This is a genomic window from Thermaerobacter sp. FW80, assembly GCF_004634385.1.
GTDB classification, from domain to species: Bacteria; Bacillota; Sulfobacillia; order Thermaerobacterales; family Thermaerobacteraceae; genus Thermaerobacter; species Thermaerobacter composti.
On the sequence record NZ_CP037895.1, the window covers coordinates 917,047 to 932,942 of the forward strand.

Sequence of the window (15,896 nt, forward strand, 5' to 3'; positions counted from 1 at the left end):
ATCTTCGGAGGGATGGAGGGGCGGCACCGTGCCCCGGATCGTCGTCGGGCTCGGCAACCCCGGGCCCGAGTACGAAGGGACCCGGCACAACGTGGGCTTTGCCGTGGTCGATGCCCTGGCCCGGCGGCTGCGCGCGGCCGACTGGCGCCGGGGCTTCGCCTCCCTGTGGGTCGAGGCCTCCTGGCGCGACGAGCCGGTGGTCCTGCTCAAACCGCAGACGTACATGAACCGCAGCGGAGAGGCGGTGCGCCAGGTGGTGGGGGCCTGGCGGGTGGCGCCGGGGGACCTCCTGGTGGTCTACGACGACATGGACCTGCCCCTGGGGCACCTGCGCCTGCGCCCGCGGGGCAGCGCGGGCGGCCATCGCGGCGTGGCGTCCATCATCGCCGCCCTGGGGCGGGACGACTTCCCCCGCCTGCGGGTGGGCATCGGGCGCCCGCCGCGGGGGGTCGACGCCGCGGACTACGTGCTGGCCCCCTTTGCCCCCATGGAACGGCCGCTGGTGGAGGCGGCGGTGCGGCGGGCGGTGGAGGCGATCCTGGCGGTGCTGGCCGCGGGGCTCGAGCGGGCCATGTCCCGCTACAACGGGCCTACGCCGTGGCCGTCCGCGGGGGCGGACCCGGCCGTCGGAGGCGGAGGCGAGACATGACGGGGCGACCGGCCCAAGACCTCACCGACGAGCTCCTGCGCCTGTGGCAGCAGCTGCCGGAGTTCCCCTCCCTGGCGGGAGGGGTGCGCCGGGAACTGCCCGCCCAGGCGGTCCATGGCATCGCGGGGCCGGCGGCGGCGAGCCTCCTGGTGGCCCTGGCCGCCGCCACAGGGCGGACCCTCTTCGTGCTCACCGCGGACCAGGGCGCGGCGGACGCCCTCGCCGCCGACCTGCGCGCCTGGGTGCCGGCGGACGGCGTGGTGGTCTTCCCCGCCATCGAGGTGTTGCCCTTCGAGGTCCTGGCGACCAGCCCCGAACTCGCCGCCGCCCGCCTCCAGGCCCTGGCCCGCATCCGGCAGGGGCCGTGCATCGTCGTGGCCCCGGTGGCCGCCGTCGCGCGCCGCTTGCCCCACCCCGAGCAGTGGGCGGCCGGTCTCCTCGACCTGGAGCCGGGACAGGGGCTCGAGCGCGATGCGCTGCTGGCCCGGCTCGTCGCGGCGGGCTACCAGCGGGTCGAGCAGGTGGAGCGCCCCGGGGAGCTGGCCGCGCGCGGCGGCATCGTCGACGTCTACCCGCCCGCGGGCGAGCCCCTGCGCATCGAGTTCTTCGGCGACGAGATCGAGTCGCTGCGCCGCTTCGACCCGACGACCCAGCGCTCCACCGAGCGCCTGGACCGGGCGCAGCTGGTGCCGGCCCGCGAGCTGGTGCTGGACGAACCGGCTTGGCGCCGCGGCCTGGCCCGCCTGGCAGAGGAGCTGGAGCGGCTGCGGGAGCAGACCCGGCAGCGCCGCGGCGGGGCGGCGCGCCAGTTGCTGGAGCGGCTGGAGCAAGACCTGGCGCGCCTGGAGGCCGAGCGGGCGGTGGACCTGGCCGAGCGGTACCTCCCCCTCTTCGCGGCCGAGATGGCCACGCTGCTGGACTACGCGCCGGGACCCGCCCTGGCCGTGTGGGTCGAGCCCCGTGCCCTCGAGGAGGCGGTGGCCGACCGGGAGCGGCAGTGGCAGGAGCGCCAGGCGGATCTCCTGGCCCGCGGGGAGATCCTGCCCGCCCAGGCATCCCTGTACCTGGACGCGGGCGGGTTGTGGCGCGCCCTGGCCTCGCGGCCGGTGTTGTACCTCTCCCTGCTGGCGCGGGCGCCCGGCCAGGGCCCCGAGCCGCGGCAGGTCTTTGCCATCACCGCTCGGCCGGCGCCCATGTTCCACGGCCAGTGGGATCTGTTCGAAGAGGAGATCCGCACCTGGCAGCGCCAGCACTACCGGGTCCTGGTGGTGGCGGGCGACGAGGAGCGGGCTCGTCGGGTGCAACAGACCCTGGCCGCGGGGGACGTGGCGGCGCGGAGCGCATCCGCCCTCGGCGTCCCGGACCCCGGGGAGGTGCGGGTGGCGCCGGCCGCCCTGAGCGAGGGCTTCGAGGTGCCCGCCCTGCGCTGGGTGGTGCTGACGGAGCGCGAGGTGCTGGGCCGGCGGGTGGCCCGCCGTCGCAGCCCCACGGCCGCCGCCGAACGGGCCGAGACCCAGGCGCAGGCCCTGGAGCGCCTGGTGGACCTGAAGCCGGGCGACTACGTGGTCCACGTGCACCACGGCATCGGCCGGTTCCTCGGCCTGCGCACCATGGAGATCCAGGGGGTGCACCGCGACTACCTGACCATCCAGTACGCCGGCGGCGACCGGCTCTACGTGCCGACGGACCAGATCGAGCTGGTCCAGAAGTACGTGGGGGCCGAAGGGCACCAGCCGCGGCTGGCCAAGCTCGGTTCCGGCGAGTGGCACAAGGTCAAGCAGCGGGTCAAGGAGTCGGTGCGCGAGTTGGCCGGCGAGCTGTTGGCCCTCTACGCCGCGCGCCAGGCCGTGCGCGGGCACGCCTTCAGCCCGGACACGCCGTGGCAGCGGCAGTTCGAGGACGCCTTCCCCTACCAGGAGACGCCGGACCAGCTGGCCGCCATCGCCGCCGTCAAGGCGGACATGGAGCGGCCCGTGCCCATGGACCGGCTGCTGGTGGGCGACGTGGGCTTCGGCAAGACCGAGGTGGCGATGCGGGCCGCCTTCAAGGCCGTGCAGGACGGCAAGCAGGTGGCCGTGCTGGTGCCCACCACCGTGCTGGCCTACCAGCACGAGCGCACCTTCAAGGAGCGCTTCGCCCCGTTCCCCGTCACCATCCGCACGCTGAGCCGCTTCGCGTCGCCGGCGGAGCAGGCGGAGATCCTGACCGGCCTGGCCCAGGGGACCATCGACATCGTCATCGGTACCCATCGGCTGGTGCAGCCCGACGTGCGGTTCAAGGACCTGGGGCTCTTGATCATCGACGAGGAGCACCGCTTCGGCGTCGCCCACAAGGAGCGGCTCAAGCAGTTGAAGCAGAACGTGGACGTGCTCACCCTGTCGGCCACGCCGATCCCCCGCACGCTGCACATGGCGCTGGCGGGCATCCGGGACCTCAGCCGCATCGACACGCCCCCGGAGAACCGCTTCCCGGTGCAGACCTTCGTCGTGGAGTGGCACGAGTCCCTGGTCCGCGACGCCATCCAGCGGGAGCTGCGGCGGGGCGGCCAGGTGTTCTACGTCCACAACCGGGTCCAGAGCATCCAGGCGGTACGACGGCGTCTGGAGCGGCTGGTCCCCGAGGCCCGCTTCGCGGTGGCCCACGGCCAGATGCCGGAGGGCGAGCTGGAGCGGGTGATGGTCGACTTCATGGCGGGCAAGGCGGACGTGCTGGTCTGCACCACGATCATCGAGTCCGGCCTCGACATGCCCAACGTCAACACGCTGATCGTGGAGGACGCCGACCGCTTCGGTCTGGCCCAGCTCTACCAGCTGCGCGGGCGGGTCGGGCGATCGGACCGGGTGGCGTACGCCTACTTCACCTACCGGCGCGACAAGGTCCTGACGGAAGACGCCCAGAAGCGCCTCCAGGCGATCAAGGACTTCACCGAGCTGGGCGCGGGCTTCAAGCTGGCGCTGCGCGACCTGGAGATCCGCGGCGCCGGCAACCTCTTGGGACCCGAGCAGCACGGGTTCATGCTGTCCGTCGGCTTCGACCTGTACGCCCAGCTGCTGGAGGAGGCCGTGGCCGAGCTGCGCGGCCGCCGGCGGCCGGCGCGGCTGAAGCCGGTGGTCGACCTGGTGGTCGACGCCCACATCCCCGACGGCTACATCCGCGACGCCCGCCAGAAGATCGAGTTCTACAAGCGCGTCAACCTGGCGGAGACGCCGGCCGAGCTGGCCGAGGTGCGCGAAGCCCTGCAGGACCGCTACGGCCCGCCGCCCGAGCCCGTGCGCAACCTCCTGGCGCTGGCCGAGATCCGGCAGCTGGCCTCGCGCTGTGGCGTCTTCCGCATCGAGCAGCAGGGGACGCGCATCGACCTGGAGGCGGTGCCGCCGCAGGCGGAGGCGCTGGCGCGCACCTGCGAGGCACTGCGGCCCCAACTGGGCCGGCGGCTCCAGCCGGTGCGGGGCCGGCCGGCCGCGTTCTTCCGCACCGATGGACTGGGGGAACGCGAGGTCCTGACGGCGCTGCGGCGCATCCTGCGGGAGCTGTGGCGTCACACCCCGGGCGGCGGCGAGGGGGCCGCGGCGTCCGCGGGGGCGGCCGGGCCGCAGGCCGGGGAGGCGCAACCGACGGCGGCGGGGGCGTCCCGACCGTCCCGGGGGTGAGGAGCAGGGCCGGGACACGGGCGGGCGTTCCCGACCGGGGGACGAACCGGCCGCCGGGACCCCGGCCGGAGCAGCCGTCCGCGGGAGCCCTCCTCCCTGAGTCCGTGGGTCCAGCACGGCGGGGTGCGAGGCAGCGAGCGGCCGCGGGGGGCCACCGGGTGGCAGCGTGGCAGAATAGCGGAAATTTCTTGGCGGCACACTGTCTTCGCGATGATCGTCCCTCGAGAAGGGACGCCTGCGTGCGAAGAACCTATCCCGGAGAGCGTTGACCGCCCCGGCGCGGAACCGGGCCCCCCGCGCCCGGCCCGGGCCCGGCGCCTGGTTGCGCAGGCCCGACGCCGGAACGAGGCACCGGACGACGACCGCGCGGACCACCGGACGAACCAGGCGAGGAGGGGTGACGATGAAGGCGACGGGCATCGTGCGCCGCATCGACGACCTGGGCCGGGTCGTGATCCCCAAGGAGATCCGACGCACGCTGCGCATCCGCGAGGGTGACCCCCTGGAGATCTTCGTGGACCGCGACGGCGAGGTCATCCTGAAGAAGTACTCGCCCATCGGGGAGCTGGGCGACTTCGCCAAGGAACTGGCGGACTCGCTGCACGAGGCCGTCAACCACATCGCCCTGGTGGCGGACCGCGATGCCATCATCGCCGTGGCCGGCGCACCGCGCAAGGAGTTCATGGAGAAGCGCATCGGCGGCGCCGTGGAGGCGGCCATGGCCCAGCGGCAGCCCGTGCTGCGCAACCGCCCGGCCCAGCACCCCGAAGGGGGCACCCTCCTGGCCGACGACGAGACCGACGAGCGATTCTCCGCGTACGTGATCGCGCCCATCCTGGCCACGGGGGACGTGATCGGCGCCGTCATCCTGGCCTCCAAGGATCCCGCCGTGCAGATGGGCGAGCTGGAGCTGAAGCTGGCCGAGACGGCCGCCGCCGTACTGCGCAAGCAGATGGAGGATTGACGGGTGCGCGCGTCCAACCCCCGCCCGGGGGGGTTGCCGTGAGGGAAGGCCAAGGTCGCGAAGGGCCCGGCGCCGCGGGAACCGGTGGCACGCCCGCCGCCGGGGACGCCAACGACCCGTACGGATTCGCCCGGGTGGTGGAACTGGTCCGGCGGTTGCGGGCCCCGGGCGGCTGTCCCTGGGATCGCGCCCAGACGCACCGGTCGCTGCGGCGCTTCGCGCTGGAAGAGGCGTACGAGCTGGTCGAGGCCATCGACGCCGGGGATGCCCGCCACCTGGCCGACGAGCTGGGTGACCTCCTGCTCCAAGTCCTCCTGCATGCCCAGATCGCCGCGGAAGCGGGGGCCTTCACCATCGCCGACGTCTGCCATGCGTTGGCGGACAAGCTGATCCGCCGCCATCCCCACGTGTTCGGTGACGCCGAGGCCCGGAGCCCGGCCGAGGTCCAACGGCTGTGGACGGCGATCAAGCAGGCCGAGGCGGCGCAGGCCGAGGCCGGCCCAGCCGAGGCGGCGGCCGCGCCGGGGCGCGACCTCGAGGACGCCTCGCCGGACGTCGCCCGAGGGGCCCCCGCGGCCCTGGTGGAGGCCTATCGGGTGCAGGAGCGGGCGGCCCGGATCGGCTTGGACTGGCCCGACGCCCGCGGGGTGCGCGCCAAGCTGAACGAGGAGCTGGCGGAGCTGGACGCGGCGGTGGCGACGGGCGACAGCCGGCGGATCGAGGAGGAGCTGGGCGACGTCCTGTTCCTCCTGGTCAACGCGGGCCGCCACTGGGGGGTGTACGCCGAGACGGCCCTGCTGGGGGCGGTGCGCAAGTTCCGCCGCCGCGTCCGCTGCATGGAGGAGCACGCCCGTCGCCAGGGGCGAACGCTGGCGGAGCTGTCGCCGGCCGAGCTCGACCGGCTGTGGGAGGCCGCCAAGGCCCAGGAGCGCGGGAGGATTCAGGCCTCGTCCGCAGAACACACAAGCGGAATTCGACCCGACGCGAGGGGAGGGAAGCGTGGGTGAACAAGCCCGAGCTGGTGAACGCCATCGCGGAGAAGACCGGCTTGAACAAGAAGGACAGCGAGCGGGCGGTGAACGCCTTCGTGGAGTCCGTCAGCGAGGCGCTGGCCAAGGGTGAGAAGGTCTCGCTGGTGGGCTTCGGCACCTTCGAGGTGCGCACGCGCCAGGCGCGGACCGGGCGCAACCCACGGACGGGGCAGACGCTGACCATCCCCGCGGCCAAGGTCCCGGCCTTCAAGCCCGGCAAGCAGCTGCGGGAGATGGTGAAGTAGGGCGTCGGCTCCCTGGGCGCCGGAGGCCGCTGCCCGAAGCCGTGAGCGGAGCAAGGGGGCGGCCGACCCGCGCCAGCGGCATGGGGCACGCGAGCGCCGGCACCGGTCCCTGCGGGACCGGTGCCGGCGCTCGTCCTGTCTGCCGCCCGTGGTCGCCCGCGTCGCCCAGTCGGAGAGGCCAATGGACGACCCCGCGTCGCCGCACCGGCGAGGCCAAGGACCACCCCGCGTCGCCCAACCGGAGAGGCCGAAGGCGACCTCGCGTCGCCGCACGCACGCCAAGCGCGGCGCACCGGAGGGCCGAGGGCCATCGCGCATCGCCGCACCCTCGGGTCGGGCACGCGACCGCCGTCTCCCGGGACGCGGTCCGTAGCCGTGGCGTCCCCGGGCCCCGAACCGGGCCTCCGCGTCCACGGGCCGGGCCCCTGGTCGGTGCGGCCAGGGGCCCGGCACATAGCCTCCCCGTCCAGGCATATCCATGATCGAGACCGCCGTGGATCCATCCCGCGGGGTCCCCGCCGCCTCGAGGCCGTCCCGGCGAACCACGGGGTGGCCCCGGTTCGGCCCGGCCGGCGGGGGCCCGGCGCCGGGGCCGCAGGAAGGGGGTCCGGGCCGTGGCCGAGGGCCAGGCTGCGCCGGGCAACCGGGGACGCCACAACCTGACGCTGGTTGGCCGGGAACGGCTGGAGCTGGACGGCGTGCAACGGGTGGAGAACTTCGACGACCGCACGGTGGTGCTCGATACCGTGATGGGTCGGCTCACCGTCCGCGGCGAGGGCCTGCACATCCACGAGCTCAACCTGGAGGAGGGCCGGCTGCGCATGACGGGCCGGGTGGCGCAGCTGGCGTACGACGACTCCACCCCGCGCCGGCGCGACCGCCGCCACCTGCTGGAGCGGCTCTTCCAGTGAGGCGTCCCCCCGTCGGGCGCCAGGGGGAAGCGGGGTCAGGCCCGGCATGTTCTCCCTGACCGTGCAGACCTACATGATGGCCGTCGACGTGGCCCTGGGGATCATCCTCGGCTTCCTGTTCGACATCTTTCGGGCCCTGCGACGGGTCCTGGACGGGGGCCCGACCCGGCGGCCCTGGCTCGATGCGCTGCTGGACGCCGCCTTCTGGGCGATCGCTCTCCCCCTGGTCGTGCTGGCCTGGGGCCTGGGCAACTGGGGCCAGGTGCGCGCCTTCACCCTGCTCGGGCTGGCGCTTGGCCTAGGCCTGTACGCGGGCCTCGGATCCCCCGTCCTCCTGCCGGCCCTGACCGCGACGTACCGGTCCGTCGGCGGGGGGGTGATCCGGCTGGGGCGGGGGACGCGGCGGGCCGCCGGCGCCCTGGCGCGCGCCGTGCGTCGCGGCATGGCGGGCCTGCGGACGCTGGTGGGCTGGTTGCTGATGCCGGTGACGCGCCCCCTCCGGTGGCTCCTCGCCCCGCTGCTGGCGCCCGTCCATCGGGCGCTGATCGCGCCCGTGGCGGCGCGGCTGCGCCGGTTCGTCCTGGACCCATGGCGGCGCGGGGTCCCGTCCCGGCGGCGGATCGCCGCGGCCTGGCGTCGGTGGCGGGCCGCGATGGCGGCCTGGCTGGGGCCTGGCAAGGGGGAGCCGCCCCCGCCCCGGTCCTGACCGGGCGCGAGTCCTCGCGCCGCCGCCCCGACGGCGCCGGCGCGAGGGCCCCTTTCCCCCTTCGCGTCGAAGGACCGCCGTCCGCGGGCGGCCGCGAATCGCTCGCCTCGGGCAGGAATCCCCCGCCCCTCCAGCGAACCGCATCCGGTACCGGTCGGGTGTACAAGCCTTGTACAAGATTTGTCCACAGGTTGTGGGCAGTCTGTGGATAACCGCCGGGTCCCCGCCGGAGGTTCCCGTCGTCCATGCGCATCGAGATCCGCGGCGCAGAGCGCCTGAGCTTCCGGGAGCGCCAGGTGGTCGTGCTCAAGGAGACGGGATACAGCACCGAGGCCATCGCCCGCCGCCTGGGCCTGGCTCCCGGGACGGTGGCCACGCTCTACAACCGGGCGCGCAGCAAGGGCTACGAGGTGGTCATCGTCATCGACGGGGATCCGCTGCGCCTGTTTGGCGACGGCGGCGACGGTGACGAGGAGGGCGAGGGGAGCACCGGCGGACCCGTCGGCGGGGATCCCGACGCCGCGGCAGGGGTCTAGACATCCCCGTTCTGCGGTGGTCGGTGGGGGAGGTCGCAGCGTGACGAACCGGCTCACCAAGGGGGTGGCGTCCACCCCCCGGCGCCCGCTGTCCGCGGTCGGTTCTTGGCGCCCGCCCTTCGCGCCCGCCGAGGGCGGTCCGCTCTCCGAGGAGGGCGGCCCGTCCTCGAGGAACGGCGGCGTGGCCGCCGCGGTCGCCGGCATGCGGGCCCGCAGCGTGGCACCGGGACGGCGTGGCGGTCGCCGAGCGGCACCGGTCCTCGAGGCGGTGGACCTCGGCCGATCCGGCGGCGGCAGGGAGGGCGCGGCGCGAAAGCGCGATCGCCTGTGGGACGGGGGGGCGACCGCGGGGCTGCGCGCGGGGCTGCGCATGGCTCCCCTCCGCGCCTTGGCCGGAGGGGACCCAGGGCGGCCTGATGCCGGTGGGGCGCCGTCGCCCGCGACGGTGCGGCGGCGCCTGCGGGTGCGCTGGGGACGGCTGGTCGCCGCGGGGGTCGCGCTCTACCTGTTGGCGGGATTCGTCCTGCAGCAGTGGGCCTTGTGGCAGGCGCGGCAGGATCTGCGGGCGCTGGATCAGCAGCTGGCCGCCCTGCGCGCCCGCCACCGGGAGCTCCAGGAGGCGGTGCGCCGCGTGGACGACCCGGCCTACGTGGACGAGACGGCGCGACGGCGGCTCGGCCTGGTCAAGCCGGGGGAGACGGTGGTCCAGCTGGTGGCGCCGGAGGGTTCCGCCCAGGAGGAAGCAAGGGAGGCGCCGACGTCTGCGGTGCGTTGAGGGCTCCGAGGGGGGAACCCTCGCGAACCCAGCGCCTCAGGACGGGGCGGCGTCGCCGGCTCGCCGACGCGACGGCGTGAGCCCCGCCGCCCACCCGATGCTCTGCGGCCCCGCCCCGCCGTGCTACAATGGCGTCGACGGTGTGGGTGTGAGCGCGTCGGCGATGGCGGGGCGGGCCAGGCCGTGGTGCGCGGGTCCGCGGCAGGGGGCACGTCCGAAGCCTGGCGACGGCCCGCAGCCGAGGGCGGCGTCGGACGCCCGCCGGCGCCGTCCCGCCGGTGCAGGTGCGACGCCGGCTTGACCCCGGGACCGCATCGGGGCCGCGGGGTCGCCAGGGCGGCCGCATGCCGGGGTGTCGGAATCGGCAGACGAGGCGGACTTAAAATCCGCTGGGCGTAGCCCGTGTGGGTTCGAGGCCCACCCCCGGCACCGAAGAAAGCCGCATGGCGCAAAGGAAAGCCGGCCCTCACCCCCGGGGGCATGGGCCGCCGGAGGCTACACGCCGGTTTTGGTGTCTGGTTGGGATCCCACCGGCGCACCGACGACCAGCAGCGGGTGCCCGGACCCGTCGCGCCAAGGGCTGGCTGGCCGCCTGCCCACCGGGCTGCTACCATCGGGACGGTGGGAGGTGGAGAAGGTGGACGGTGAGCTGGGGACGCTGCTGACCAAGCTGGTGCTCGGTTTGGTGGGCGGAGGGCTGACGCTCGTCGGATTGGCCGGCCTCATCCAGGGATCCCTGAGCAGCCTGCGGGTGCCCAACCGCGTGGTGGCCACCGTGGTCTTCATCGTCGGTCTGGCCCTGGTGACGATCTTCGGCGAGCCCGATCTGGTCACGAAGATCCTGGCCGCCATGGCCGAGTGACGCGCGAATCGACGGGTGCGGGGCGCAGGATCGCTGGCGGCGTCGCGGGGACGCGCCGAGGATGACCCGCGACCCGCAGCGTCGTCCGAACCGTCGACCGGCGGCGTCGGGCGTCGCGGGCAAGGGGCCGAGGATGACCCACGACGGATCCGCCCGGTCCGGGCCGCGGAGCCGTGGCAGCGGGACGCCGGGGGCCGCCCGCGGGCGTGGTGGGCTCCTGGAGCCCGGTGGTCATCACCAGCGATCGCAAACTGCCGGCCCTAGGAGGTGTGGTGGGCACGGGGTGCCCTGGGCGGCCGGTTGACGATCAAGAGGCGGGCCGTAGCCCGCCTCTTGCTGCCTCTTGCCGCTTCTTGCCGCCTCTTGCGGCCCGCGGAGGGCGGCGTCCATGGGGTGCCGCGCCGGTCCAGGTGCATGCTGGTTCGCTCGCGCCGGGGGCGCGGCGGCCGCTGCGCGGCCTGGTGCACGGTTCGGTCGCGACCTGGTACCCAGGATCATGGGCGCGGGTCGGATGGACCGCGACGCCCCCGCCGCGTTCCCTCTCCGACCGGTGGCTCCGGCCGTGCCGCCATCCGTGCGTCTCCTCCGCCCTTCGCGACGCTGCCGACGACGGACGGCGGGAACGGGTCGCGTGGTCGTCCCACCACCCACGGCCAGACCAGCACCGCCCCCAGGGCGTTGAAGAGGGTGTGGGCCCACGCCACCTGCCGCGCCGGATCCGTCGCCAGCGCAGCGGCAACGGCCGCCAACGCCGGACCCAGGGGCGCGGCCACCACGGCGGTGGCCGCGTTTATCGCCAAGTGGAAGAGCGCCAGCTCCCAGGCGGCGCCGCGCAAGAGGAGGCCGGCCAGGAGCACGTCGCTGGTGGTGCCGACGTTGGCGCCATAGACCACGGGCAGGGCCTCGCCGGGTCGGAGGAACCCGGCCGCCACGGCCCGCTGCACCAGGGCCAGTACCGCGCTGCTGGAGAGGGCTGCCGCGGAGAGGACGAGCCCTGCGGCGAAGCCCGCCCAAGGCCGGCGCACCCACTCGGCCCACGGGTGGGCGGCAGCCGAGCCGGCGCCCAGCGGCTCCAGGGCGCCGGCCAGGCCGTCCAGGGCCGTCAAGGCCGCCGCGAAGCCGAAGGCTGCGAGGCCCGCGGCGCGCAGGCGCGGGCGATGCCAGGCGATGGCCGCCAGGGCCAGGCCGCCGGTGGCCAGGATGGCTGCCAGGCCCAGGTTGGGGGCGGCCGTCAGGTGCGCCGTCAACGTCGTCCCCAGGTTGGCGCCGACCAGGGCGGCGCGGGCCGCGGGCCGGCGGACCCACCCGGCGCTGGCCGCCGCCAGGAGCAGCAGCCCGAAGGTGCTGGACGACTGGACGATCGCGGTCAGCACCAGCCCCGCCACCAGGCCGTGATAGGGGCCGGCGTCCTGGAGCCGCTCCACCGCCTGGTGCAGCCGATCGCCCGCGGCCCGGCGGAGACCCCACGTGGTCAGGGCCAGGCCCGCGGCGAGCCCTGCCAGGTTCGCGGCGACGGGGAACACGGGGACGCCAGCCACGGCCGTCACCCTGGGGACGACCTCCTTGCGCGGACCCCGTTGGCGCGGCCCGCGGATCACCGGCTCGGGCCGCCGCCGCGCGGCGAGGGGGTCCACCCGGGACGGTCCGCCCGGGACCGCCGGCAGTCCTTCGGTGGTGGCCGTCGGTCCGCCGACCGGGAAGAGTGGCCGCTGTGTCGCCGGGACCGCGGGGCGACTGGCTCGCCCCGCGGTCCCGGCCACGGGCGGCGCGCACGCGGCGGGCCCGCGCGGCGGGCCGGTCCGCACAGGCGCGCCGACGCACCCCCGCAGGCCTGGACGCCACCCCCGCAGTCTATGGGGGGCGGCACGCCGCCCATTGCAGTTTATGGGACCGCAGACGTTCCCATCGCAACGTCGCGCCGTTGCCTGGTGCGCATGGCACCGGCCCACGCCGCACCGCCGGCTCCAGGGTGCCCGTCCAGTGCAACGCACATCGGGCCCGCCACGCCAGCACGAGTGGGCAAGCCGAGGGCCGGTTGCACGCGCAACCGGCCCTCGGCTTGCCGATGATCCGGCCATCGGCCTGGCGGCCCGTCCGCCGTGCGACCGGCGAGCTACCGCCGGATCAGCCTGGCGATCAGCATCGCCGCGGCGGCGCCGACGGCCGAGATCACCCAGTTGGGGATGCGGGTCTTGGCCCGGGTGCGCATCGCCAAGCGCATGGGACCACCCCTGGGGTAGCGTGTACGCCCGGAGCCTGAGCCTCGCTGGGAATCCGTGTCGCCGGTGGCGCGCCGACCGGAAGCGGCGCCGCGCCCGGCTGCTGGTGCAGCCGGGCGCGGCGTAGGGGCTCGGCCTGGACCCCGGCCCTCGCCAAGCGGCCGGGCGCGACCGCGCTGGCAGTCAGGAGCCCTCGGCGGGTGCGCCCTGCGCCGCGACCGCGCCGGCAGCCGGCTGCGCCTGCGGCGCCCCGTCGGCGGTGCCCTCCAGGAACCAGGCGGCCTCCATCGCCGCCTTGCACCCCTCGGCCGCCGCCGTCACGGCCTGCCGGTACCGGTGGTCGCGCACGTCGCCCGCGACGAAGACGCCGGGGATGCGGGTGCGCGGCCCGTCGGCGATCACGTAGCCGCGTTCGTCCAGATCCAGGTGGCCGCGCAGGAAGTCGGTGTTGGGCTTGTGGCCGATGGCGACGAAGACGGCGGCGCACGGGATCTCGCGCGTTTCGCCGGTCTTCACGTTGCGGACGCGCACGGCCTCGACCTTCTCCTCGCCGAGGATGTCCTCGACCACCGTGTCCCAGACGAACCGGATCTTCTCGTTGGCCATGGCGCGCTGTTGCATGATCTTGCTGGCGCGCAGCCGGTCGCGCCGGTGGACCACCGTCACCGAGCGGCAGATGCGCGCCAGGTAGAGCGCCTCCTCCATGGCGGTGTCACCACCGCCGACCACCACCACGTCCTGGTCGCGGAAGAAGGCGCCGTCACAGGTGGCGCAGCTGGAGACGCCGCGGCCCATCAGCTTCTTCTCGCCGGGAACGCCCAGCCACTTGGCCGAGGCGCCCGTGGCGATGATCACCGCGTCCGCCTCCAGTTCCTTGGTGCCGACCTTGAGCTTGAAGGGCCGGCGCCGGAAGTCGACGGCGGTCACGTCCCCATCGACGAACCGGGCTCCCGCCCGCTCGGCCTGCTGGCGCATGCGCGCCATCAGGTCGGGACCGAGGATGCCGTCCGGGAAGCCGGGGAAGTTCTCGACCTCCGTGGTCAGCATCAGCTGGCCGCCGGCCTCCCATCCCGCCACCACGGTGGTATCCAGGTTGGCGCGGGCGGCGTAGATCGCCGCCGTCAGGCCGGCGGGGCCGGATCCGACGATGACCACCCGTTGGGAGGGCATCGCGTCTCACCTGCCTTTCCCTTCGCCATTCTACCAGGAGCGGCGACGACCGCGGCTGCGCCCGCAGGGGCGCGGCGCCCGCGGATCCGCCGACGGGAGGCCGTTGGCGTGGGGGGGCCGCCCGGGGCTGCTTTTTGCCCCTGGCGTCGACCCTCGGATATGATGGAAAGCGGGCCGCAGCCCATCGGGATGCCGGCGGGCAGGGGCCGGATGGCCCGACGCGGCCGGGGCGGCCCGGCCGTCCTGCCGCCGGCCGCGACCGCCCCGGGCTCGGGCCCGCGGAAGGAGGGCGCCAGATGCCGATCGCTCCCCAGCTGTTGCGCCAGGCGATGGGGCAGTTCGCCACCGGCGTCACCGTGATCACCGCCGCGGTGGACGGCGCCGTGCACGCCATGACCGCCAACGCCGTCACCTCCGTCTCCCTGGAGCCGCCCCTGGTGCTGGTGTGCGTGGGGCGCCAGCGGGCCATGCACGGCGTGCTGGAGCGGGCGGGCCGCTACGCGATCAACGTGCTGGCGGCAGAGCAGGAACCCGTGGCGCGCTTCTTCGCCCGGCAGACCGATCAGGAGCCCGCCTATCGCTTCGTGCAGCAGCCGCCGAAGGCCCCGCGCCTGGAAGGCGCCCTGGCCTACCTGGACTGCCGGGTGGTGGAGCGGTTGCCCGGCGGCGATCACACCATCTTCCTCGCCGAGGTCGAGCACGCCGAGGTCTACGGCGGCGATCCGCTGCTGTTCTTCGGCGGCCGGTACGCCCGCCTGGCCTCGCCGACCACGACCCCGTCCCTGCGTTGATCGCTCCCATGGCGCCGAGGAGGCACCGGCCGATGGACGAAGGCGGCACCCCACCCATGGGCGCCGGGACCGCGTCGTGGGGCGGCCGCGATTCCTTCCTGGCGTGGACCAAGGCCCAGCGCGCCCAGGAGCTTCTGGGGAGGCTGCCCGAGGACGCCCGCCGAGGGTGGACGTTCGACCGCCTGGTGGGGCTGTTGCAGGCGCTGGGCCTGCAGCAGCCGCGCCAGTACCTGGAGGCCGGCTGGTGGGTGCCGGAGGCGGTGCGGCGCGATCCCCAGCGGTCCGACGCCCTCTACCGGCGCATCCAGGAGGCCATGGCGCGCGGGACGCTCCCACCCGCCGACGCTCCCTACACCTGGGACGACGTCCGGCGGCTGATCGAGCTCTGCGACTTCACCCCGGACCAGCTCTTCGCCCAGCTGGCCCACGTGTACGCCCTGACGCTGGGGGAAGCCATCTTCGTCGAGACGGTGCAGCGCGTGGTCGGGGAGCCCGCCGGGGGCGGGGGCGGTGGGGCTGGCGCGGGCGGGTTCGATGCGGACCACGGCCGCGGTCGGGACGACGGGATCGGGGCGGACCAGGGTGGCGGCGGGGACGGCGGCACCGGCCCGGGCCGAGCTGACGCGGGCGGCGGGCGCGGCCCCGGGAGCGGCCTCCGCCGGTCCGCCCGCGCGGACGACCGCTGCGGGCGCCCATCACCAGGCGATCCCTGAGGGGGGCACCGTGGCGAGGGGCCCCTGCGCATGCCGACGCCGCCGGCGCGCGCAGGCCCGCGGCGCGACGGCAGCCGGCGGGTGCGGCAGCCGGCGGCGGGCACGGCAGCCCGGTCGGGCCGACCGTCGGCACCGCGCGCTCGGTGCATCGCCGGCTCAGCGCCAGCTGGCGAGCGCTCGAACTCGGCTGCCGTGGGCTCATGCCCCGCCGGCCGGGGCATCGCCGCCGGCGCCGGCGGCGTCCCCCGCGGCGGCGGACCCGCTCCCTGCGGCACCCGCCCGCTCGGCCCGCTCGGCCTCGTAGCGATGGATGCCCGCCTGCAGGACCTTCAGCGCCAACAGGGCGCACTTGAGCCGCACCGGGCTGAGGGGGATGCCCAGGAGGGCGAGCACGTCGTCCCTGCCCATGGCCTTGATCGCGTCCAGCGACTTGCCGCGGACCGCCTCGGTGAGCATGGATGCCGACGCCTGGCTGATGGCGCAACCGCGACCGTCGAAGGCAGCCGCTTCGACGCGGCCGCGCTCGTCCAGCCGCACCTCGAACCGCACCTCGTCGCCGCACAGCGGGTTCACGTCCTGGTGCCGGATCTGGGCGCCCGCCAGCGTACCGCGGTTGCGCGGGTTGCGGTAGTGGTCGAGGATGTTCTCCCGGTAGAGGTCGCTGTCCACGGATC

Annotated in this window: 16 protein-coding genes and 1 tRNA gene; 14 read left to right on the forward strand and 3 right to left on the reverse strand. The window is 75.0% G+C overall.

Annotated features, from left to right (window positions below):
• Nucleotides 1-28 precede the first annotated feature (28 nt).
• The 11 genes from pth to E1B22_RS04065 all read left to right on the forward strand — a co-directional run bounded on the left by pth (nt 29) and on the right by E1B22_RS04065 (nt 10,329).
• Entirely contained in the window at nt 29-649 is a 621-nt protein-coding gene (gene pth, locus E1B22_RS04015) for an aminoacyl-tRNA hydrolase (RefSeq protein ID WP_135224655.1), read from the forward strand.
• Nucleotides 646-4,299, forward strand: a complete 3,654-nt coding sequence (mfd, locus tag E1B22_RS04020) for a transcription-repair coupling factor (RefSeq protein ID WP_243123704.1) — start codon at nt 646-648, stop codon at nt 4,297-4,299. The genes pth and mfd overlap by 4 nt, the downstream gene beginning before the upstream one ends.
• Before the next feature lie 403 nt (nt 4,300-4,702).
• A complete protein-coding gene (gene spoVT, locus E1B22_RS04025; RefSeq protein WP_135224656.1) occupies nt 4,703-5,263 on the forward strand; it encodes a stage V sporulation protein T in 561 nt (186 codons plus the stop codon).
• A gap of 38 nt (nt 5,264-5,301) precedes the next feature.
• On the forward strand, nt 5,302-6,270 hold the full coding sequence (gene mazG / locus E1B22_RS04030) for a nucleoside triphosphate pyrophosphohydrolase (RefSeq protein ID WP_135224657.1): 969 nt from the start codon (nt 5,302-5,304) through the stop codon (nt 6,268-6,270).
• Nucleotides 6,267-6,539 carry an HU family DNA-binding protein gene (locus tag E1B22_RS04035; RefSeq protein ID WP_135224658.1) on the forward strand — a complete coding sequence of 91 codons (273 nt, stop codon included), beginning with the start codon at nt 6,267-6,269 and terminating at the stop codon, nt 6,537-6,539. The genes mazG and E1B22_RS04035 overlap by 4 nt, the downstream gene beginning before the upstream one ends.
• Before the next feature lie 614 nt (nt 6,540-7,153).
• A complete protein-coding gene (gene yabP, locus E1B22_RS04040; protein WP_135224659.1) occupies nt 7,154-7,450 on the forward strand; it encodes a sporulation protein YabP in 297 nt (98 codons plus the stop codon).
• Nucleotides 7,451-7,496: 46 nt separating this feature from the next.
• Nucleotides 7,497-8,156, forward strand: a complete 660-nt coding sequence (yabQ, locus tag E1B22_RS04045) for a spore cortex biosynthesis protein YabQ (protein WP_135224660.1) — start codon at nt 7,497-7,499, stop codon at nt 8,154-8,156.
• A gap of 245 nt (nt 8,157-8,401) precedes the next feature.
• Complete coding sequence (locus tag E1B22_RS04050; protein ID WP_135224661.1) at nt 8,402-8,692, forward strand: sigma factor-like helix-turn-helix DNA-binding protein; 291 nt, start codon at nt 8,402-8,404, stop codon at nt 8,690-8,692.
• A gap of 40 nt (nt 8,693-8,732) precedes the next feature.
• Nucleotides 8,733-9,467, forward strand: a complete 735-nt coding sequence (locus E1B22_RS04055) for a septum formation initiator family protein (RefSeq protein ID WP_135224662.1) — start codon at nt 8,733-8,735, stop codon at nt 9,465-9,467.
• A 346-nt stretch (nt 9,468-9,813) separates the two neighbouring features.
• Nucleotides 9,814-9,896 (forward strand) — tRNA-Leu (locus E1B22_RS04060).
• Between the two features lie 208 nt (nt 9,897-10,104).
• On the forward strand, nt 10,105-10,329 hold the full coding sequence (locus tag E1B22_RS04065) for an ABC transporter permease (RefSeq protein ID WP_135224663.1): 225 nt from the start codon (nt 10,105-10,107) through the stop codon (nt 10,327-10,329).
• A 494-nt stretch (nt 10,330-10,823) separates the two neighbouring features.
• Here E1B22_RS04065 and E1B22_RS04070 read toward each other — a convergent pair whose 3' ends face one another.
• Nucleotides 10,824-11,876: a Na/Pi symporter gene (locus tag E1B22_RS04070; protein WP_243123708.1), complete on the reverse strand. Its 1,053-nt coding sequence runs from the start codon at nt 11,874-11,876 to the stop codon at nt 10,824-10,826.
• Between the two features lie 552 nt (nt 11,877-12,428).
• On the opposite strand from E1B22_RS04070, the gene E1B22_RS12655 reads away from it, so the two are divergent.
• Nucleotides 12,429-12,569, forward strand: coding sequence for a hypothetical protein (locus tag E1B22_RS12655; RefSeq protein WP_167758790.1), 141 nt, complete (start codon nt 12,429-12,431; stop codon nt 12,567-12,569).
• 162 nt (nt 12,570-12,731) lie between these two features.
• Here E1B22_RS12655 and trxB read toward each other — a convergent pair whose 3' ends face one another.
• The gene (gene trxB, locus E1B22_RS04075) at nt 12,732-13,718 is read right to left on the reverse strand and encodes a thioredoxin-disulfide reductase (RefSeq protein ID WP_135224664.1); all 987 of its coding nucleotides are present in this window, start codon (nt 13,716-13,718) and stop codon (nt 12,732-12,734) included.
• A 296-nt stretch (nt 13,719-14,014) separates the two neighbouring features.
• Between trxB and E1B22_RS04080 the strand changes: the two genes are divergently transcribed.
• Both E1B22_RS04080 and E1B22_RS04085 read left to right on the forward strand, forming a co-directional pair.
• A complete protein-coding gene (locus E1B22_RS04080; RefSeq protein ID WP_135224665.1) occupies nt 14,015-14,509 on the forward strand; it encodes a flavin reductase family protein in 495 nt (164 codons plus the stop codon).
• A 32-nt stretch (nt 14,510-14,541) separates the two neighbouring features.
• A complete protein-coding gene (locus E1B22_RS04085) occupies nt 14,542-15,222 on the forward strand; it encodes a hypothetical protein (RefSeq protein ID WP_135224666.1) in 681 nt (226 codons plus the stop codon).
• Between the two features lie 198 nt (nt 15,223-15,420).
• On the opposite strand, the gene sufU is transcribed toward E1B22_RS04085, so the two are convergent.
• Entirely contained in the window at nt 15,421-15,891 is a 471-nt protein-coding gene (sufU, locus tag E1B22_RS04090) for a Fe-S cluster assembly sulfur transfer protein SufU (protein ID WP_207669919.1), read from the reverse strand.
• Nucleotides 15,892-15,896 lie beyond the last annotated feature (5 nt).